Raw genomic sequence first — 19,229 nt, forward strand, 5'->3', positions numbered from 1 at the left:
AGGAGGTTCTTTCCCATGATGTCCGAATCCATCGCCAGCAAAATGTCGATTGGCGGTCACCCGATTCATCCCATGCTCATTCACTTCCCCGTCGCTGCGCTGATCGGGCTGATCGGCACCGATATCGGCTTTGTGCTTACCGGCGATCAATTCTGGGCCAGGGCCGGGCTCTGGCTGGCCGGCGTGGGTACGCTCGGCGGCTGGGTCTCTGGCACCGTCGGCTTGCTGGACCTGTTGATCGTGCCGCAGATCCGCCGGCTGATCACCGCCTGGTGTCATGCTGTGCTGGCAGTGATGCTGTTGTCGCTGGCGTCGCTGAACTGGCTGATGCGCATTGGCGAAGCCGAGGCGGCCATCCTGCCCTGGGGACTGTTCCTGTCGGTGCTGAGCGGCCTGGCCATTGGCGCTACCAGCCTGCTCGGTGGTCAGTTGGTCTATGACCATGCCGTCGGGGTTGATTTTGAAGAAGCGCCGGAGCCGGCCCAGCCGGAATGAATGGTTGAGCTGCCGCGATATTTCGCTCATAGCGGCAGCTCCACGGCCGGCTTGGCCAACACCAGCCAGAGAATCAACGAGAAAAGCCCACAGCAGACCACCGCCACGGTGATGCACCAGCCTCGCAGGGGACGATCTTCCTTCTGCTCCATGCGCAACACCAGCAGCCCGACCAGGACATGGCAGACCACCAACGCGGTCACCACCGTCAGCTTGGCCACCAGCCAGCCATCCACGGTGCCATCAACCACAAATACCAAGGTGCCAGCGATGATCGCCAATAGCGCAGCGGGGGTGGCAATCCGGGTGAAAACGAAGCGTTCGATGGAATTGTGGGGATTGACGCGCACTTCTACCGGCGAGCGTCGGGCTTCGTGTCCGGCAATCAAGGCCGGGAGATACAGCAACGAAGCCACCCAGAACACCAGCGCAATGATGTGCAGCACCAGAAACCAGAGCATGCCGAGTCAACTCCTGTCATCTCGCGAGTCAGTGAACCTGGCCGGGGAGCGAGGCTGGGGAGACGACTTGGACTTGTTCAAAGCCTCCCTGAGATGTCGGACAACGAAGGGCAGCGGTTAGTGCCAGTGAAATTGGCGTGGGGCGTTGCAGAAAGTTTCAGAAGATGGAGAGTCCATCGGGGCGTGAGGTCATAGCGGTAGTGAGGAACCACGGCCATACCCAGTGTTCTGCTGCCCCGTCGTCGAGCAGGTGCTCGACAACCCGAAAAGCGGACCAGCCTTTCGCCAACCAATGCGCCCATTTAAAGCGCACCGTTTTAAACGGGGTGTAGCGCACCTGCGCTACGCCTGCGGGCCTGCAGCGTGCCCCTCTGCAGAGCAGGCACGCTACTAGCCCGGGCAAGTACGGCTGCGTGTTACAGCGGCTTGCCCCGATTGCCGTGGGCCGCCACGAACTGCTGGATGTCGGTCAGGCTATTGGGCAACACACTGCAACGCTCGGCACGCTCGAACAAATCTGCCAGATGCGCCGGCAGATGCGGTTCCTCCACCTGGGCCTTGCGCACGGCTTCCGGGAACTTGACCGGATGCGCGGTACCCAGGGTGATCATCGGCGTGGCCATGCTGCGCCGGCATTCACGGGCAGCGCGAACCCCGATGGCTGTGTGCGGGTCGAGCAATTCGCCACAATCGCGATAGACGTCGGCGATGGTCGCGCAGGTAGCTGCGTCGTCTACTGCCAGTGAATCAAACAGACGACGGGCCTCGGTCCAGCGCTCATCCTCCACGGTCAGCTTGCCGGTCTGCTTGAAGTTGTCCATCAACTCCTTGACCAGCGCACCGTTGCGGCCATGCAGGTCGAACAGCAGGCGTTCGAAATTGGACGACACCATGATGTCCATCGATGGCGACAGCGACGGATGCAGGGTGTCCTTGTCGTAGCGGTTGCCGCTCATGAAGCGGTGCAGGATATCGTTGCGGTTGGTAGCCACTACCAACTGGCTGATCGGCAGACCCATGTTGCGCGCCAGATAGCCAGCGAAGATATCGCCGAAATTGCCGGTCGGTACCGAGAACGCCATGGAGCGCTGCGGGCCGCCCAGCTGCAGGGCAGCATGGAAGTAGTAAACGATCTGCGCCATGATCCGCGCCCAGTTGATCGAGTTGACTGCGACCAGCCGGTTGCCCTTGAGAAAGCCCTGATCGGCGAAGCTGGCCTTGACCATCTCCTGGCAATCGTCGAAGTTGCCTTCGATGGCGATATTGTGGATGTTGTCGCCGAGGATAGTGGTCATCTGCCGGCGCTGCACCTCGGATACCCGGTTGTGCGGATGCAGGATGAAGATATCCACACTTTCGCAGCGGCGGCAGCCTTCGATGGCGGCCGAGCCGGTGTCACCGGACGTAGCGCCGAGGATCACCGCGCGCTCGCCACGCTTGGTCAGGAAGTGATCAAGCAGGCGGCCCAGCAACTGCAGGGCGAAATCCTTGAATGCCAGGGTCGGGCCATGGAACAGCTCCATCACCCATTCGTTGGCATCCAGCTGACGCAACGGCGCCACCGCATTGTGGGCAAACACGCCGTAGGTATCCTTGAGGATCGCCTTGAAGTCGGCATCGGCAATGCTGCCGGCAACGAACGGACGCATCACGTTGAAAGCCAGTTCGTGGTACGGCAGGCCGGCCCAGGAAGCGATCTCTTCCTGGGTGAAGCGCGGCAGGTTCTCCGGCACATACAGGCCACCATCGCTGGCCAGGCCGGCCAGCAACACGTCTTCGAAATTCAGAGCCGGCGCCTGGCCGCGAGTGCTGATATAACGCATTACAAAACCCTTCAGGTTTTGGCTTGAAGCAGGAGCCTGACGCTGGCAGCACGTCGGCTCTCCACTCCCAGCTCGGTTTAGTCCAATTGTTCTACGCGGATTCGCATCAGCGGTCCGGCGACTTCATCCAGAGCTTCCATGGCGGCGATGGCGTCGTTCATGCTCTGCTCGCGGACCCGGTGAGTGAGGATGATGATCGGCACCAGACCGTCCTGTTCCTCGACGTCCTTCTGCATGATCGATTCGATATTGATGCCACGCTCGGACAGGATGCTTGCCACTCGCGCCAGAACGCCAGGGCGGTCCTGTGCCTGCAGCCGCAGATAGTAGGCAGTTTCTACGTCACCCACTGGCAATACGGGCAGATCAGACAGCGTGTCGGCACCGAAGGCCAGATGCGGCACCCGGCTGCTCGGCTCAGTGGCCATGGCGCGGGCCACATCGATGATATCCGCCACCACCGCGGACGCGGTGGGTTCCGCACCGGCACCGGCGCCGTAATACAAGGTCGAGCCGACCGCATCGCCGTTGACCATCACCGCGTTCATCACGCCATGTACATTGGCCAGCAGACGGTCCGCCGGAATCAGCGTCGGGTGCACGCGCAGCTCGACACCATCAGCGGTGCGCCGGGCGATACCCAGGTGCTTGATGCGGTAGCCGAAGGCTTCGGCGTAGTTCACATCAGCGGTGGTCAGCTTGGTAATGCCTTCAGTGTAGGCCTTGTCGAACTGCAGCGGGATACCGAACGCCAGCGACGCCAGAATGGTCAGCTTGTGCGCGGCATCGATGCCTTCCACGTCAAAGGTCGGATCCGCCTCGGCATAGCCCAGCGCCTGAGCTTCAGCCAGCACATCGGCAAAGGTACGTCCCTTGTCGCGCATTTCGGTAAGGATGAAGTTGCCGGTGCCGTTGATGATCCCCGCGAGCCACTGGACACGGTTGGCCGCCAGGCCTTCGCGCAGCGCCTTGATGATCGGGATGCCGCCAGCCACCGCGGCCTCGAACACGACCATTACGCCCTTGTCGCGGGCCGCAGCAAAGATCTCGTTGCCATGCACAGCGATCAACGCCTTGTTGGCAGTGACCACATGCTTGCCATTGGCAATCGCCTGCATGACGATCTTCAGCGCCAGGTCGTAACCACCGATCAGCTCGACAATGACATCGATATCCGGGTTGCTGGCCAGCGCCAGGGCGTCATCGCACACCTGTACATGGTCACCAACATTGCAGGAAGGGTTCGGGTGCCGGGTGGCAATATGGGTCACCTCGATCGCCCGGCCTGCCCTGCGGGCAATCTCCTCGGCGTTGCGCTGCAGAACATTGAAGGTGCCACCGCCGACGGTGCCCAGACCACATATACCCACTTTGACCGGTTTCAAACCAAGCCCCCACGTTTCTCTATGTTGTAATAACTGCGTTGATCAGCCCATCAGTGATGAGCTGTTATTGATTGGCAATGGCCTCTTGCGCCAGTGCCTGTGCCGGCTTGTAGCCGGGCACCAGCGTCCCATTGGCCATGAAGATTGCCGGCGTACCCTGCACACCGACCTGCGCGCCCAGCTGATACTGTTCGGCGATCGGGTTTTCGCAGGTGACCGGCGTTATCGACTTGCCCTGCTTGGCTCGGGTCATCGCGGCCTGGCGGTCGTCTGCACACCAGATCGAGCCCATGACTTCTGCCGTCTTGCTGTCAAGACCGGCGCGCGGGAAGGCCGCGTAGCGCACTTCGATACCCAGCTCGTTCAGGTCACCGATTTCCTCGTGCAACTTGCGGCAGTAGCCGCAATCCACATCGGTGAATACAGTGATATGGGTTTTCGGCTGTTTGGGAGCGAAGATCACCAGATCCTCGCGCGAAATACCATTGATCACCTCGCCGATGGCCTTGGCCTCGACTTCAGCGGTCAGGTTGCGCGGTTGCCCGTCATTGACGGCAATCAGCGCGCCCTGCACCAGATATTTGCCATCGGCACTGCCGTACAGTACGCGACCGTTATCCAACTGGATCTGATACAGACCGTTGACCGGCGTCTCGGAAATCGCCGACACCGCCACGGGAAAGCTCAGCTTATCCAGACTCTGCCGGATGCTCTGTTCCGCATCAGCCCAGACCTGGGTAGCGCACAGGGCGAGCAGACCGGCTGTCAGATGTTTCAGTCGCATTGATCAATCCTCTTGATGACAGGCAAGCTTATCATGAAACGGTTTTCTCACCCACGGGGATGATGACTGGCATGCAGGTCGCGCAGCCGGTGTCGGGCAACGTGGGTGTAGATCTGGGTGGTGGACAGATCGCTGTGACCGAGCAGCATCTGCACTACCCGCAAATCGGCACCATGGTTGAGCAGGTGCGTGGCAAAGGCATGGCGTAGGGTGTGAGGCGACAACGCGGTGCAAATGCCGGCCTGCTGCGCATGCAGCTTGATCCGGTGCCAGAAGGTCTGGCGGGTCATTTGCCGCGCCTGCTGGCTGGGAAACAGCACATCACTGGGCTTGCCCTTGAGCAGCGCCGGCCGCGCCTCCTCGCAGTAGCGCTCGATCCAGACCAGCGCCTCCTCACCCAGCGGCACCAACCGCTCCTTGCTGCCCTTGCCGATGATCCGCAGCACGCCCTGACGCGTATTCAGCTGATCCAGCCGCAATCCCACCAGCTCGCTGACGCGCAACCCACAGGCATAGAGCACCTCCAGCATGCAACGATCCCGCAGGCCGAGGCTGTCGGTCACATCCGGCGCCGCCAACAGCGCCTCCACATCCGCCTCGCTGAGCGACTCGGGCAGCGGCCTGCCCAGCTGCGGCATGGCGATATCCAGCGTCGGGTCCTCGCCTATCAATCCTTCCCGCAACGCATGGCGGTAGAAGCCGCGCAGACAGGACAACAAACGCGCAGTAGAGCGTGCCTGATAGCCCGCATTGATCCGCCAGGCCAGATGCTCCAGCAGATCCCCCCGGCTGACTCCATACAGGCCACCCCGCCCCGCGAGCCAGCCGGCCAGCAGATGGAGGTCGGTACGATAGGCCTCCAACGTATGCGCGGCCAAGCCACGCTCCAGCCACAGACTGTCCAGGTAGCGGCCAATAGCGCGCAGATCATCGTCACTGGGTGGGCTGGGGTCAGGCGTATTCATGCAGGTCTCGAGCAAGGTCGCCGGACATCATAAAGGCTTTTGTCGCAGGCAACAAAAAACCGCCCGGAGGCGGTTTTCTGTTTGCAGGTAAAACGTCCGATCAGGACAGTTTTTCCTTGATGCGGGCTGCCTTGCCGGACAGGGCGCGCAGGTAGTACAGCTTGGCCTTGCGCACGTCGCCGCGACGCTTGACGGTGATGCTGTCAACCATCGGCGAGAAAGTCTGGAAGGTACGCTCGACGCCGACACCGCTGGAGATCTTGCGGACGGTGAAAGCGGAGTTCAGGCCGCGGTTACGCTTGCCGATAACCACGCCTTCGAAGGCCTGCAGACGCTGACGATCGCCTTCCTTCACTTTAACCTGGACGATGACAGTGTCACCCGGTGCGAACGGGGTAACTTCACGGGTCATCTGCTCTGCTTCGAGCTGGGCAATGATGTTGGACATTTCTAAAACTCCTACAAGCCGCCGGACTTGCTTCAATGGTTATCGGTTTCCTGTTCGCGGATGTATTCCGCCAACAGTTGCTGCTGTTCTTTGCTCAACGTCAGTTCTGCGAGCAGCTCCGGGCGTCGTTGCCAGGTTCTGCCCAAGGACTGCTTGAGACGCCAGCGCCGGATCAGTGCATGATTACCACTGAGCAGCACCTCCGGTACGCGCTGCCCCGCAAACTCTTCCGGCCGGGTGTAGTGTGGACAGTCCAGCCACCCTTCCGAAAAGGAATCCTCTGCCGCTGAATCCACGTGCCCAAGCACGCCGGGAATCAGTCGGGTTACCGCATCCAGGAGCACCATGGCTCCCAGCTCACCGCCGGACAGTACGTAATCGCCGATGGAAATTTCCTCGTCGACACAGGTCTCGACAATGCGTTCGTCGATGCCTTCGTAGCGGCCGCACAGCAGGACCAGACTGTCCAGTTGGGCCAGCTCTTCGGCCCGTTGCTGCGTCAGCGGCTGACCCTGGGGCGACAGATAGATCACCCTTGGGCTTGAAGGCGCCTTTTGCCGGATGGCCTCAATGGCCTCCAACAACGGCTCGACTTTCATCAACATGCCCGGACCACCGCCAAAGGGCCGGTCATCGACCGTGCGATGACGATCATGGGCATGCTCACGAGGATTACTGAACTCGACGGTCAGTTGCCCTCGCTTGACGGCCCTGCCGGTCACTCCGTGCTCGGTCAGCGCCGTGAACATCTCGGGAAACAGGGTTACCACACCGGCCCACACCGGTCAGAACTCCGGATCCCAATCGACCTGCATGACACCTTCCGCCAGGTCGATGTGCTTTACGTACAGATCCGGCAGATACGGCAACAGCCGTTCGCGCTGATCCAGACTGCCCGCACAGGGCTTTACCACCATGACATCGTTGGAGCCGGTTTCCAGCAGGTGGTCGATACGACCGAGCAGCTGACCCTCAAGGGTCACTACCTGCAGTCCTTCCAGCTGATGCCAGTAAAACTCGCCGTCTTCCAACGCCGGCAATTCAGCTCGCGGCACGCAGATTTCCCAATCCACCAGTTCAAGCGCCTTGTCCCGGTCATCCAGCCCCTTGAGCTGAACCACCAGAATGCGCCCTTGAACACGTCCCGCAACGACGGACACCGATTGCTGCGCACTACCCTTGCGGAGAGTCCACTCGGGGTAGTCGAGCACGTTGTCCAGCGGGTCGGTGTGCGAATACACCTTCACCGCTCCGCGTATGCCATGAACCGATACGATCTTGCCGAGGACCACCAGAGGCGATCCAGCCGGCTCAGGCTGGCGTGTCATATCAGGCAGAGGCCTGAGCTTCCTTCAGCAGGGAGGCAACGCGCTCGGACGGCTGTGCGCCCTGACCCAGCCAGTAGCTTACGCGCTCCTGGTTAACGGACAGGCGAGGCTCGCCACCGGCAGCAACCGGGTTGAAGAAACCAACGCGCTCAACAAAGCGGCCATCGCGGGCATTGCGGCTGTTGGCAACAGTCAGGTGATAGAAAGGGCGCTTCTTGGAGCCACCACGAGCAAGACGAATGGTTACCATGTGGACATCATTTCCTGTATTTGAGTAAGACTCACAAATTCATTACGAGCATCTAGCCCGAAAGGTCGCGTATTCTACGGAATATCGCAAACAAATGAAACTCTTTTGTGCCCCGACCCGCTAGCGGGCCGACGGGCACGACTTCAAGGCCGAACCCGGCCGGCGCAACCCGTCAGAAACGGGGCATTCCGCCCATGCCGCCGCCCGGCGGCAGCATGCCACCACCACCGCCGCCGCCCATGCCACCCATACCGCGCATGAGCTTGGCCATGCCGCCCTTGCCGCTGACCTTCTTCATCATCTTCTGCATTTGCTTGTGCTGCTTGATCACCCGGCCGATATCCTGGATCTGGCTACCGGAGCCGGCCGCGATACGGCGCTTGCGCGAGCCGCTGATGATGTCGGGGTTACGCCGTTCGGCGGGCGTCATCGAGTTGATGATCGCTTCCATCTGCTTGAACTGCTTTTCCGCCTGGGTCTGGGCGGTTTCCATCTGCGCGGGATTGATCTTGCCCATCATCGGCAATTTATCCATCATCGAGCCCAGCCCGCCCATGCCACGCATCTGCTGCAGTTGATCACGGAAATCTTCCAGATCGAAGCCCTTGCCTTTCTTGAGCTTCTTGGCCAGTTTTTCGGCCTTGTCCTTGTCCAGCTTCTGCTCGGCCTGTTCGATCAGGCTGAGCACGTCACCCATGCCGAGGATGCGCGAGGCGACCCGGTCCGGATGGAAAGGCTCGAGGGCATCGGTCTTCTCGCCGACACCAAGGAACTTGATCGGCTTGCCGGTAATGTGCCGCACCGACAGCGCAGCACCACCACGCGCGTCACCGTCGACCTTGGTCAGGATCACCCCGGTCAGTGGCAGCGCCTCGTTGAACGCCTGGGCCGTGTTGGCGGCGTCCTGACCGGTCATGGCGTCCACCACGAACAGCGTCTCGGCGGGCTTGGCTGCCGCATGTACCGCCTTGATCTCGTCCATCATGTCGGCGTCGACATGCAGACGGCCGGCGGTATCGATAATCAGCACATCCATGAAGCGGTTCTTCGCTTCACGCATGGCCGCTTCGACAATGGCGACCGGCTTCTGGCTCAGATCCGACGGGAAGAAGGTGACATCCACTTCCGTGGCCAGTGTCTCGAGCTGCTTGATGGCGGCCGGACGGTAAACGTCGGCACTGACCACCATGACCTTCTTCTTCTGGCGTTCGCGCAGAGTCTTGGCCAGCTTGGCGACGCTGGTGGTCTTACCGGCACCTTGCAGGCCCGCCATCAGAATGACGGCCGGCGGCGACACCGCCAGGTTCAGCCCTTCGGCCTGGCCCATGACCGCTTCCAGCTCGGTCTTGATGATCTTGACGAACACCTGTCCCGGCGACAGGCTGCGGGACACCTCCTGGCCCACGGCACGGTCACGCACCTGGTCCACGAAGGTCTTGACCACCGGCAGGGCGACGTCAGCCTCAAGCAGCGCCATGCGTACTTCGCGCAAGGTGTCCTTGATATTGTCCTCGGTCAGCTTGGCGCGGCCGGTGACCCCCGCCAGACTCGCCGAGAGGCGTTCGGTAAGATTTTCAAACATCGATGAATTCTCCTTTGCCCCGCGTACCCCGTGACGGGTTGAGGCGTACTGGCCGGCCAGTATACATTGGGGTTGGTATGGATGCAGCAAGCGCTTTATCCTCAACGCGGCTTGTGCGACACTCCACTTCTAATTGATAGGCATTTTCAAGGACGTATGACAGCACCGATATTCAGCCTGCTTGCCGCTGCTTTCTATCTTGGCGGTACGCTTTACCAGATTCGTTGCCTGATGCGGCGGCGCAGTGCCAGCCCCGGTTTGCTGCGCGGTATCGGCCTGGTCGCCCTGCTGTGCCACGCGGGTGGTCTCTATGTCCAGATCTTCACCGGCAATGGCTTGTCGTTCGGCTTCTTCCATGTATCCTCGTTAATCGCCTGGCTGGTACTGGCGGTCACCCTGATATTCAGCCTGCGCGCACCGGTCACCAGCCTGTTGATCGGACTCTTCCCGCTGGCGCTGATCACCGACCTGCTGGCCTGGCTGTTTCCGTCCCATGGCGCAGCAGTCATTCCTGGCCATTCGGCGTTGATGATCCACGTCATGCTGTCGATCCTGGCCTACGGCATTTTCACCATCGCCGTTTTCCAGGCCGGCTTGCTGGCCGTTCAGGACAACCAGCTCAAGCATCGTAATCCGGTGCGTTTCAACCGCACCTTCCCGCCGCTGCAGACCATGGAAGCGCTATTATTCCAGTTCGTGCTCTGTGGCGAGGTGCTGCTCACCCTGTCGCTGCTGTCCGGCTTCGTGTTCCTCGACAACATGTTTGCCCAGAACGTGGCGCACAAGACCCTGCTGTCCTGCCTGGCCTGGGTGGTGTTCGGCATTCTGCTATGGGGCAGACATTTTCGCGGCTGGCGCGGCAGCTTCGCGATCCGCTGGACCCTGGGCGGTTTCCTGTTGCTGATGCTGGCATTCTTCGGCAGCAAACTGGTCAGCGAATTCATTCTGCCGATGTGATGGCAACACTCACCAACCGTACCGGGGCTGCCCGTGAATGATACAAATATCGGTGCTCTCCTACTGATACTGGCTGTGCTCATCGTCCTCTCGGCGTTCTTCTCCAGCTCGGAAACGGGCATGATGAGCCTCAACCGCTACCGCCTCAAACACGTCAGCAAGAAGGGCAATCGCTCAGCCCAGCGGGCCGAGAAACTGCTCAGCCGCCCCGACCGCCTGCTGGGCACCATTCTGGTTGGCAACAATATCGTCAACATTCTTGCAGCCTCCATCGCCAGCGTGGTCGCGGTACGGTTATGGGGCGATGCCGGCATCGCCATTTCCACCATTGCCCTGACGATTGTCATCCTCATTTTTGGCGAAATAACGCCTAAAACCCTGGCGGCGTTGCACCCAGAGATGATCGCCTTTCGCGTCAGCATCATCCTCCAGATGCTGCAACGGGTGCTCTACCCGGTGGTCTGGCTATGCAGCTCGATAAGCAATGCCTTGCTGCGGTTGATGGGAGTCAACCCGAACAGCAGCGATGGCGGCCAGCTCAGCGCCGAGGAACTGCGCACCGTGGTGAACGAGGCCAGCCTGGGCATCACCCGCAAGCGCCAGAACATGCTGCTGAGCATCCTCGATCTGGAGAAGATGACGGTCAATGACATCATGGTGCCGCGCAACGAGGCCTATGGCATCGATCTGGACGATGAGATGCCGCTGATCCTTGACCAGCTGCGCACCAGTCACCATACCCGACTACCGGTATTTCGCGGCGACATCAACAACGTCACCGGCCTGGTGCACATGCGTCACATTGCCCGCCTGCTCAGCCGCAACGAGTTGACCAAGGAAAACCTGATCGCCTGCTGCAAGGACCCGTACTTCATTCCGGAAAATACTCCACTGCACACCCAGTTGCTGAATTTTCAGAAGCACAAGCGACGCATCGGCTTTGTGGTGGATGAGTATGGTGACGTGATCGGACTGGTGACCCTGGAAGACATTCTCGAAGAGATCGTCGGCGAATTCACCACCGATCTGCTGCCCGCCAATCATGATATCCACCCCCAGGCGGACGGCAGTCATGTCATTGATGGCAGCGTGGCCCTGCGGGCGATCAACCGCCAATTGCTGTGGAAGCTGCCCGAGGATGGCCCCAAGACGCTCAACGGCCTGATCACAGAGCGCCTGGAGAGCATCCCGGAAAACAGTGTGGGCCTGAGCGTTGGTCAATACCGCATGGAAATCCTGCAGACCAAGGACAACATGGTCAAGAGCGTGCGCATCTGGCAGGTGCAGCCGCGTCCGCGGGAAACGCCGGAGGCTTGATAATCAGAGACTCCGGCCGTGCTCAAGACGGCGAGAGCTCGTTCGCGGCCAAGGCTGCCCCCAGATGAAAAGTGCAGCCTCTATCTATACAGCTTCTATCTATAGCTCGACCTGCACCGCCTCCGCCGAGCGGCGGGCCCGGGCCCGCGCCAGTTCGATATCCGTATCCCGCGCCAGCGCCACACCCATCCGCCGCAATCCGTCCACCCCGGGCTTGCCGAACAGCCGCAACTGGGTGTCCGGTTCACTGAGCGCTTGCTGCAGATTGGCATAGCCGACTGACTCGGAGCAGCCTTCAGCCATGATGACCGCCGAGGCCGAAGGACCGAACTGACGGATCTGCGGAATCGGCAGCCCGAGAATGGCGCGGGCATGCAGGGCGAATTCCGACAGGTCCTGGGAGATCAGCGTTACCAGGCCGGTGTCGTGTGGGCGCGGCGACACCTCGTTGAACCACACCTGGTCACCCTTGATAAACAGCTCAACACCGAACACACCGCGACCGCCCAGCGCATCGGTGATGCTGCGCGCCACCTGCTGAGCCTGTGCCAGCGCCTGCTCGCTCATTTGCTGCGGCTGCCAGGATTCACGATAGTCACCCCCTTCCTGGCGATGGCCTATGGGCGCGCAGAAGCTGGTGCCAGCAGCATGCCGCACCGTCAGCAAAGTGATCTCGTAATCGAAATCGACGAAACCCTCGACAATGACCCGCCCCACTCCGGCGCGGCCGCCAGACTGGGCATATTCCCAAGCCGCCTCGATATCCTGTTCACTGCGCAGCAGACTCTGGCCCTTGCCCGAGGAGCTCATCACCGGCTTGACCACGCAGGGCAGACCGATCTCGCGGACCGCCGCCAGATAATCCGCATGACCCTCGGCAAAGCGATAGGGTGAGGTCGGTAGCTTCAGTTCTTCACTGGCCAGCCGGCGAATGCCCTCCCGGTCCATGGTCAGCCGTGCGGCACGGGCCGTGGGGATGACGGTGTACCCTTCCGTTTCCAGTTCGACCAACGCCGCGGTGGCAATGGCCTCGATCTCCGGCACGATATAAGCCGGCCGCTCCAGCTCGATGACCTGACGCAGCGCGGCGGCATCCAGCATGTTGATCACGTGGCTGCGGTGCGCCACCTGCATGGCCGGAGCATTGGCGTAGCGATCAACGGCAATGACTTCGCAGCCCAGGCGCTGCAGTTCGATGGTCACTTCCTTGCCCAGCTCGCCGGAGCCAAGCAGCAGTACACGGGTAGCACTCCCGGTCAGTGGTGTTCCTATGCGGGGCATGCCGATTATCCTTTCACAGTTCCAATATTCATCCAGACGCCCTGCTCGCGGGCCCGGCGTTCACACAGACGCAGGATTTCCCGGCGCCGTTCATCAGTGGCACGTCCCCACTCGGTGATTTCCGCCCCGCTGCGCTGGCAGCCGGTGCAGATGTCATTGTCATCCAGACAGCAGACGTACACGCAGGGGGACCTGACCGGTTGTTGCTCAGCGCTCATCAGTCATCCTGCGGCTGCAGATCACGGCGGTAGCGCTGGGCATTGTGCACATAGTGGGCGCCGCCCGCGGCGATCGCCTGCTGCTGTTGCTCGCTCAACTGGCGCACCACCTTGCCCGGTGAGCCCATGACCAGCGAACCATCGGGAATCTCCTTGCCCTCGGGAATCAGCGCGTTGGCACCGATGATGCAATTGCGGCCGATCTTGGCGCCATTGAGCACCACGGCATTGATGCCGATCAGGCTGTAATCACCTACGGTGCAGCCGTGCAGCATCGCCTTGTGGCCAACGGTAACGCCCTTGCCCAGGGTCAGCGGCGCACCGGGATCGGTATGCATCACCGCCCCGTCCTGCACATTGCTGTTCTCGCCGATCAGGATCAGCTCGTTGTCGCCCCGCAGCACAGCGTTGAACCAGACGCTGGCGCCTGCCTCCAGACGCACCTTGCCAATCACCACCGCCGTATCGGCGATCCAGGCATCATCGGCCATTTCCACCCGGTCATCGCCCAGTCGATATTTCATTATTGCTCCTTGATCGGAATTGCGTCTTTGGACGGGGTGCGCAGCGGGATGCGGGCGTCGAACGCCACGTTCATCAGATCCACCAGAATCAATGCCGTGAGCCCCCAGATCTTGAAACCTTCATAACGGTAGCTGGGCACATACCAGCTGCGCCCTTCGTAATCGATGCGGTGGGTCATTTCGCGGTTGTCGCCGAGGAAGAAGCTGACCGGTACGCGGAAGACTTCCTGGATTTCGCTCTCGTTGGGCCGCAGGTCGAATACATCCGGCACGATGCCGACATAGGGGGTGACCTTGATGCCGAAGCGCGACACCAGGCTGCCCAGCGGCCCGACCACCTCGACCAGATCCGGCAGCAGGCCAATTTCCTCGTGGGCTTCACGCAGCGCGGTATAAGACAGATCCACATCCCCCGGGTCACGCCGACCACCGGGTAGAGCCACCTCGCCCGAATGGGTTGAAAGGCTGTTGGAGCGCAGGGTGAGGATGATCTCGGGCTCGTTATCCACGCACGTTACCGGCACCAGCACACCGGCTTCCGGCAAACCGGCAGCCTCAACCAATCGCGGGCGATATTCCGGGACCCGCTCGCGCACTTTGTCCAGCATGCAACCTACCTCGTTGTTTTTACCCATCATGTCATGATCATCATTACCGGGCCAGCGCCCCGCCGATACCTGAATAGTATCCCATAGCCGTTACATTGAAGCGGCTGCGCCTCTTTACCCTTCGGCAATTGCGCAGCAAGATAGCTATCAAACTGTTCAGCCGGGAGTCGCCGGAACATGAAATTCTGCTGCCATTGCGGCCACGCCGTCAGCGAAGCCATCCCGCAGGGAGACACCCGCCCACGCTACGTCTGCGGGCATTGCCAGGTCATTCATTATCAGAATCCACGCATCGTCGCTGGCTGCCTGGTCACCCATGAGCGACATGTATTGCTATGTCGGCGCGCCATCGAACCACGCCATGGCTTCTGGACGCTGCCGGCGGGTTTCATGGAGAACGGCGAGACCACCGAACAGGCCGCGCTGCGGGAAACCTGGGAAGAAGCACGCGCCAGGGTGGCGCAGCAGCAACTGTATATGCTGTTCAACCTGCCCCACATCAACCAGGTCTACATGTTTTTCCGCGGCCAGTTGGCCGACATGGATTTCTCCGCCGGAGAAGAGAGCCTGGAAGTCCGACTGTTCAGCGAGGCGGAAATTCCCTGGGAGCAGTTGGCGTTTCCGACCATCGGTAAAACGCTGAAACAGTATTTCCTCGATTACCCGACCCAGGAGTTCCCGGTGCGCATGCGCGATATCGTCTGGCCCCAGCGTCTAGCCGACGGCGTCAATCCATGAGTCGCTGGTGGGCGGCGCTGCTGCTCGGTTTGCTCGCCGGTAGCTGTCTGGCGGATACCGTGATCATCGAGAAACTGCTGATCCATAAACAGGAACGCCGACTGGAAGTGATCAGTGACGGCCAGGTGATACGGCATTATCGGATCGCGCTGGGCAAACAGCCGGTCGGTCATAAACAGGAACGCGGCGATAACCGCACTCCGGAAGGCATCTACAGCATCGATTGGCGTCACCACAGCCCCAGCTACAACCTCAGCCTGCATCTGGACTACCCCAACCTCAAGGATCGCGCCGAAGCCTGGAAGCGCGGCGTGGACCCCGGCAGCATGATCATGATTCACGGCACACCGGTGGATGAGGAGTACCCCGAGTGGTTCTTCACCGGGCTCGACTGGACCAATGGCTGCATCGCGCTGGACAATCGCAGCATGCGGGAACTCTGGGAGCTGGCCCCAGACGGCACCCTCGTTGAAATAAGACCTTGATACAGATCAACACCCTTCACGCTCCTCTCAGCGACACTAGCCACATCAAGAGCATGGCCACAGAACCATGCCTGTCGTGCTACGCATCAAGGAGCATTATCCGTGAAGAAGCTACTCACTATCGCCATCGCCACCGGGTTCGGTTTCAGCATGCAGGCGCATGCCGACCGACTGAGCACTGAACTGATCAAGCCCATCGAGCCCGCCACCATTACCGAACCGGAGAAGGTCGAGCTGGGCAAGAAGCTGTGGTTCGATCCGCGCCTGTCCATGTCCGGCTTCATTTCCTGCAATTCATGTCACAACCTGAGTACCGGGGGCAGTGACAACCTGCCGACCTCCATTGGCCACAACTGGCAGCAAGGCCCGATCAACTCGCCGACCGTGCTGAATTCCAGCCTGAGCGTGGCGCAATTCTGGGATGGCCGTGCCGCCAACCTGCAGGAGCAGGCCGGTGGACCCATCGCCAACCCAATGGAAATGGCCTCCAGCCATGTGCTGGCAGTGGATGTGATCAACTCCATTCCGCAGTATCGGGAGGAATTCGCCAAAGTCTACGGCAGCGCCGACGTGACCATCGACAACATCACCGACGCCATCGCGGTATTCGAGGAAACCCTGGTCACGCCCAACTCGCGCTTCGACCAATGGCTCAAGGGTGACGACAAGGCCATCACCGAACAGGAATTGGCCGGCTACAACACCTTCAAGTCCATCGGTTGTGTAGCCTGTCACAACGGCCCGGCCGCGGGCGGCACGTCCTTCCAGCGCATGGGCGTGGTCGAACCCTACCAGACCTCCAATCCGGCGGAAGGCCGTGCGGCGGTCACCGGCAAGGATGCGGACCGTTTCACCTTCAAGGTGCCGACACTGCGTAACGTCGAGTTGACCTACCCCTACTTCCATGACGGGGCCTATTGGACCCTGGAAGAGGCCACGGACGTCATGGCGCGCCTGCAGTTGGGTCGTAAGCTGGATGAACAGGAAATCGACAACGTGGTCGCCTTCCTGAAGACACTGACCGGTGATCAGCCGACCTTCACCATGCCGATACTACCGCCGTCGACCAACGACACACCGCGGCCCCAGCCGTTCGGCATCAAGCAATAATCTCGGCCGAAACCAGGCCGCGTCCCATCCGGGGCGCGGCTTTTTTATGCCGGCAAGTCAGATATCCGCCAACTGCCACACATCATAGGCCGGCTCTTCATAGGGGTGAGCTTGCTTGAGCGCCGCTACGGCGGCCACGATCAGCTCGTCCGCGCATACCAGCTCCACCCGATACTCAGGCACCTGCTCCAGCTCACCGGCTTTGCCGATAAAGGGATCGGCGCCCGGCCCAGGCCGGAACTGCCCCTGCCCCAGCACCTGCCAGCAGCAATGCTCATAATCGCCGATACGCCCGCCCCCGGCGGCAAAAACCGCCGCCTTGACCGGCTCGAGATGGGATTCAGGGACAAAAAAGCAGAGCTTATACATGGCATGACTCCGGGCTGAAAACACTGGTGTCAGTGTTGCAGCCCGGAGCACGTCGCTCAATCAATATCAGAAGCTGAGGCGCATACCTACGGTCAGATTACGTCCCGGCAACAGCACTTCATCCTTGATGAAGGAAGTGTGTTGACGCGCCTTCTCATCCAGCAGGTTGTTGGCCCGCGCATACAACAGGTAGTTCATGCCGTTCTGGCTGTAGCCGTGGTAACTCAGCCCGGCCATGAGCATGGTGTAGGCGGCAGTGTCGGTTTCATAGGCCGCAGTATCACCCTGGCGACGCACCCGATAACCTTCCAGTTGCGCATCCATGTGGCTGGTCAGCCGCTGCTCCAGCCGCAGTCCATAGCGGTCGGCGGGTATACGCGGCAGGTTGCCGCCACCGTCACGCAGCTTGCCGCGCACGGTATCGCCAAACAAGGTCAGCTGCAGACTCTCGGTGGCCTGGATACCGAAGCTGCCTTCGAGCCCCTGCAGCACCGCATCGTTCTGCTGGTACTCGACTACCCGATAATCGCCACCCGGATCGTAGCCCGCATCGGCGGCGTAGATGAAGTCATCCACCTGATTGCGGAAGGCGCTCAGGCTGTAGGTCAGTCTGCCGCTGAGCTTACGCAGGCCGATCTCCATGTTGTAACCGGTTTCCTCCTGCAGGTTGGCGTTGCCCAGTTCCACCGTACGGGTCGCGGCATGCGGCCCCATGGCATACAGCTCCTCGGCGGTGGGCAGCCGCTGCGAGCGGGACAGATTGGCGAACAGGGCATATTCCGGCACGAAGCGCCAGGTGGCACCGGCCGAGACGGAGGTGCCCCGGTGGGATGCATCACGGGCACTGCGTTTCACGTCGATATTCTGCCACTCGTGACGCAGACCCCATTCATAGCGCCAGTTGCCCAATTCCAGCTCCTCTACCAGGAACAGCGCATGGTTGGCGGTAAGGGTGGCGGGCACGTAGGCCTCTTCACCCAGGGCGGAGAAATCACGTCGGGAGGTCTGCCCACCCAGCACGCCGCGCCAGCCGGCGACGGGCTTGTGGGTCAGCTCCAGGCGCGCTTCGCTACCCTGATTCTCGAAGCGGGTGCCCACCTCGCTGCCTTCCATTTCCCGGTGGCTGTAATCGGTATGGGCCATACGCAGGCGCACCCGGTCGAAGCCGGCGAAGGGCTCCTGGTACTCGCCGCGCAGGTCCCAGCGTTGCTGCTGCATGTCGATATAGGCAGCGCCATGCTCATGCCCGTGATCGTGGTCATGATCGTGGTCGTGCCCATGGCCGCCGCAGTGCCAATCGGGGCCGTGGGTATGGCAATCGGCGTGTTCATGGGCAAGCAGACCGTATTCGCGGTTCTGCTCGCTGTAGGCCAGACCGAGGTAACCGCGCTCACCAATCCAGCTCAGGCCCAGCCCGGCGGAATCGGACTCGTTGAATGCGCCTTCCTGTTTGGAAGGCGTGCCGGGGATGTCATAAGGATCGGCTTCCAATTTGCTACCTTCCAGCCGCACGGCAAACTGGCCGGCACCAGCGGTGATGCCGAAGGCACCGGCGCGCTCATCCGCCACCGTGTTGCCGCGCACTTCCAGATCCGCTTCCACCCCGCGCTCCGGCACATAGGTCGGCACGCGGCGATCGATCAGGTTGACCACCCCACCGATCGCACCACCACCGTACATCAGCGTGGCCGGTCCCTTGATCACTTCGATCTGTTCCAGCAACTGCATCTCACTGGTAATGGCGTGGTCCGGGCTGCTGGTGGACGCATCCAGCACGTCTACTCCATCACTCAGCACCTTGACCCGGCTGCCTTCCAGGCCGCGAATCACTGGCCGCCCCACGCCCGGGCCGAAACCACTGGAATGAATGCCCGGCTGACTGGACAGCGTATCGCCCAGGGTTGCCGACCGGCGCCGGGTCAGCTCTTCGCCCTGCAGTACGACGCTGGCCGAGCTCATTTCCCCCACCTGACTGTTCAGGGCGGATGCCCGCACGATGGTATCCGGCAATGCTGCCGCTTCATCCGCCGCCGACGCTGGCGCCGACAGTCCCGCCAGCGCAACCGCGCCAAGCCACCAGTAACCTGATTTTTCCATTATC

Annotated in this window: 22 protein-coding genes; 6 read left to right on the forward strand and 16 right to left on the reverse strand. The window is 61.1% G+C overall.

Annotated features, from left to right (window positions below; translation table 11 throughout):
* The first annotated feature begins 15 nt into the window (after nucleotides 1–15).
* On the forward strand, nucleotides 16–495 hold the full coding sequence (locus DHB74_RS12555; protein WP_074780995.1) for a DUF2231 domain-containing protein: 480 nt from the start codon (nucleotides 16–18) through the stop codon (nucleotides 493–495).
* A 26-nt stretch (nucleotides 496–521) separates the two neighbouring features.
* Here the strand turns inward: DHB74_RS12555 and DHB74_RS12560 are convergent, their stop codons facing one another.
* The 10 genes from DHB74_RS12560 to ffh all read right to left on the reverse strand — a co-directional run bounded on the left by DHB74_RS12560 (nucleotide 522) and on the right by ffh (nucleotide 9,521).
* Complete coding sequence (locus DHB74_RS12560; RefSeq protein ID WP_074780998.1) at nucleotides 522–956, reverse strand: CopD family protein; 435 nt, start codon at nucleotides 954–956, stop codon at nucleotides 522–524.
* A 416-nt stretch (nucleotides 957–1,372) separates the two neighbouring features.
* Nucleotides 1,373–2,779: a threonine synthase gene (thrC, locus tag DHB74_RS12565; protein WP_074781001.1), complete on the reverse strand. Its 1,407-nt coding sequence runs from the start codon at nucleotides 2,777–2,779 to the stop codon at nucleotides 1,373–1,375.
* A 77-nt stretch (nucleotides 2,780–2,856) separates the two neighbouring features.
* Nucleotides 2,857–4,164, reverse strand: coding sequence for a homoserine dehydrogenase (locus DHB74_RS12570; RefSeq protein ID WP_136869101.1), 1,308 nt, complete (start codon nucleotides 4,162–4,164; stop codon nucleotides 2,857–2,859).
* A 64-nt stretch (nucleotides 4,165–4,228) separates the two neighbouring features.
* The gene (gene dsbC, locus DHB74_RS12575) at nucleotides 4,229–4,948 is read right to left on the reverse strand and encodes a bifunctional protein-disulfide isomerase/oxidoreductase DsbC (RefSeq protein ID WP_036991006.1); all 720 of its coding nucleotides are present in this window, start codon (nucleotides 4,946–4,948) and stop codon (nucleotides 4,229–4,231) included.
* Between the two features lie 47 nt (nucleotides 4,949–4,995).
* Nucleotides 4,996–5,913, reverse strand: coding sequence for a site-specific tyrosine recombinase XerD (gene xerD / locus DHB74_RS12580; RefSeq protein ID WP_499161618.1), 918 nt, complete (start codon nucleotides 5,911–5,913; stop codon nucleotides 4,996–4,998).
* A 100-nt stretch (nucleotides 5,914–6,013) separates the two neighbouring features.
* Nucleotides 6,014–6,361, reverse strand: a complete 348-nt coding sequence (gene rplS, locus DHB74_RS12585) for a 50S ribosomal protein L19 (protein ID WP_036991008.1) — start codon at nucleotides 6,359–6,361, stop codon at nucleotides 6,014–6,016.
* A 32-nt stretch (nucleotides 6,362–6,393) separates the two neighbouring features.
* Nucleotides 6,394–7,143, reverse strand: a complete 750-nt coding sequence (gene trmD, locus DHB74_RS12590; protein ID WP_036991009.1) for a tRNA (guanosine(37)-N1)-methyltransferase TrmD — start codon at nucleotides 7,141–7,143, stop codon at nucleotides 6,394–6,396.
* Between the two features lie 3 nt (nucleotides 7,144–7,146).
* Complete coding sequence (gene rimM / locus DHB74_RS12595) at nucleotides 7,147–7,689, reverse strand: ribosome maturation factor RimM (protein ID WP_036991010.1); 543 nt, start codon at nucleotides 7,687–7,689, stop codon at nucleotides 7,147–7,149.
* 1 nt (nucleotide 7,690) lies between these two features.
* Nucleotides 7,691–7,939 (reverse strand): 30S ribosomal protein S16, encoded by a 249-nt coding sequence (gene rpsP, locus DHB74_RS12600; protein WP_036991011.1) that lies wholly within the window; start codon nucleotides 7,937–7,939, stop codon nucleotides 7,691–7,693.
* Nucleotides 7,940–8,111: 172 nt separating this feature from the next.
* Nucleotides 8,112–9,521, reverse strand: coding sequence for a signal recognition particle protein (ffh, locus tag DHB74_RS12605; protein ID WP_036991012.1), 1,410 nt, complete (start codon nucleotides 9,519–9,521; stop codon nucleotides 8,112–8,114).
* A gap of 156 nt (nucleotides 9,522–9,677) precedes the next feature.
* Between ffh and DHB74_RS12610 the strand changes: the two genes are divergently transcribed.
* Nucleotides 9,678–10,478, forward strand: coding sequence for a cytochrome C assembly family protein (locus DHB74_RS12610; RefSeq protein ID WP_036991014.1), 801 nt, complete (start codon nucleotides 9,678–9,680; stop codon nucleotides 10,476–10,478).
* Between the two features lie 33 nt (nucleotides 10,479–10,511).
* Complete coding sequence (locus DHB74_RS12615) at nucleotides 10,512–11,795, forward strand: HlyC/CorC family transporter (protein WP_036991015.1); 1,284 nt, start codon at nucleotides 10,512–10,514, stop codon at nucleotides 11,793–11,795.
* 99 nt (nucleotides 11,796–11,894) lie between these two features.
* On the opposite strand, the gene purT is transcribed toward DHB74_RS12615, so the two are convergent.
* From purT to DHB74_RS12635, 4 genes are read right to left on the reverse strand one after another with little or no spacing between them, the layout of a single operon-like run.
* Complete coding sequence (gene purT, locus DHB74_RS12620; RefSeq protein ID WP_074781049.1) at nucleotides 11,895–13,076, reverse strand: formate-dependent phosphoribosylglycinamide formyltransferase; 1,182 nt, start codon at nucleotides 13,074–13,076, stop codon at nucleotides 11,895–11,897.
* A 5-nt stretch (nucleotides 13,077–13,081) separates the two neighbouring features.
* Nucleotides 13,082–13,294 (reverse strand): DUF1289 domain-containing protein, encoded by a 213-nt coding sequence (locus DHB74_RS12625; protein WP_074781051.1) that lies wholly within the window; start codon nucleotides 13,292–13,294, stop codon nucleotides 13,082–13,084.
* Nucleotides 13,294–13,818 carry a gamma carbonic anhydrase family protein gene (locus DHB74_RS12630; RefSeq protein ID WP_036991019.1) on the reverse strand — a complete coding sequence of 175 codons (525 nt, stop codon included), beginning with the start codon at nucleotides 13,816–13,818 and terminating at the stop codon, nucleotides 13,294–13,296. The genes DHB74_RS12625 and DHB74_RS12630 overlap by 1 nt, the downstream gene beginning before the upstream one ends.
* Nucleotides 13,818–14,426, reverse strand: coding sequence for an NUDIX hydrolase (locus tag DHB74_RS12635; protein WP_285259272.1), 609 nt, complete (start codon nucleotides 14,424–14,426; stop codon nucleotides 13,818–13,820). The genes DHB74_RS12630 and DHB74_RS12635 overlap by 1 nt, the downstream gene beginning before the upstream one ends.
* Nucleotides 14,427–14,603: 177 nt before the next feature.
* Between DHB74_RS12635 and DHB74_RS12640 the strand changes: the two genes are divergently transcribed.
* The 3 genes from DHB74_RS12640 to DHB74_RS12650 all read left to right on the forward strand — a co-directional run bounded on the left by DHB74_RS12640 (nucleotide 14,604) and on the right by DHB74_RS12650 (nucleotide 16,759).
* Entirely contained in the window at nucleotides 14,604–15,164 is a 561-nt protein-coding gene (locus tag DHB74_RS12640) for an NUDIX hydrolase (RefSeq protein ID WP_051611098.1), read from the forward strand.
* Nucleotides 15,161–15,649, forward strand: coding sequence for a L,D-transpeptidase family protein (locus DHB74_RS12645; RefSeq protein ID WP_136869097.1), 489 nt, complete (start codon nucleotides 15,161–15,163; stop codon nucleotides 15,647–15,649). The genes DHB74_RS12640 and DHB74_RS12645 overlap by 4 nt, the downstream gene beginning before the upstream one ends.
* Nucleotides 15,650–15,799: 150 nt before the next feature.
* Nucleotides 15,800–16,759 (forward strand): cytochrome-c peroxidase, encoded by a 960-nt coding sequence (locus tag DHB74_RS12650; RefSeq protein WP_051611137.1) that lies wholly within the window; start codon nucleotides 15,800–15,802, stop codon nucleotides 16,757–16,759.
* Between the two features lie 57 nt (nucleotides 16,760–16,816).
* Here DHB74_RS12650 and DHB74_RS12655 read toward each other — a convergent pair whose 3' ends face one another.
* Together DHB74_RS12655 and DHB74_RS12660 are read right to left on the reverse strand one after the other, a co-directional pair.
* Nucleotides 16,817–17,128, reverse strand: a complete 312-nt coding sequence (locus DHB74_RS12655; RefSeq protein WP_036991022.1) for a YqfO family protein — start codon at nucleotides 17,126–17,128, stop codon at nucleotides 16,817–16,819.
* Nucleotides 17,129–17,194: 66 nt separating this feature from the next.
* Nucleotides 17,195–19,225, reverse strand: coding sequence for a TonB-dependent receptor (locus DHB74_RS12660; protein ID WP_499161619.1), 2,031 nt, complete (start codon nucleotides 19,223–19,225; stop codon nucleotides 17,195–17,197).
* Nucleotides 19,226–19,229: the final 4 nt, after the last annotated feature.

Origin of the sequence: Pseudomonas sp. G11-1 (genome assembly GCF_024031555.1) — a bacterium.
GTDB lineage: Bacteria > Pseudomonadota > Gammaproteobacteria > Pseudomonadales > Pseudomonadaceae > Halopseudomonas > Halopseudomonas bauzanensis.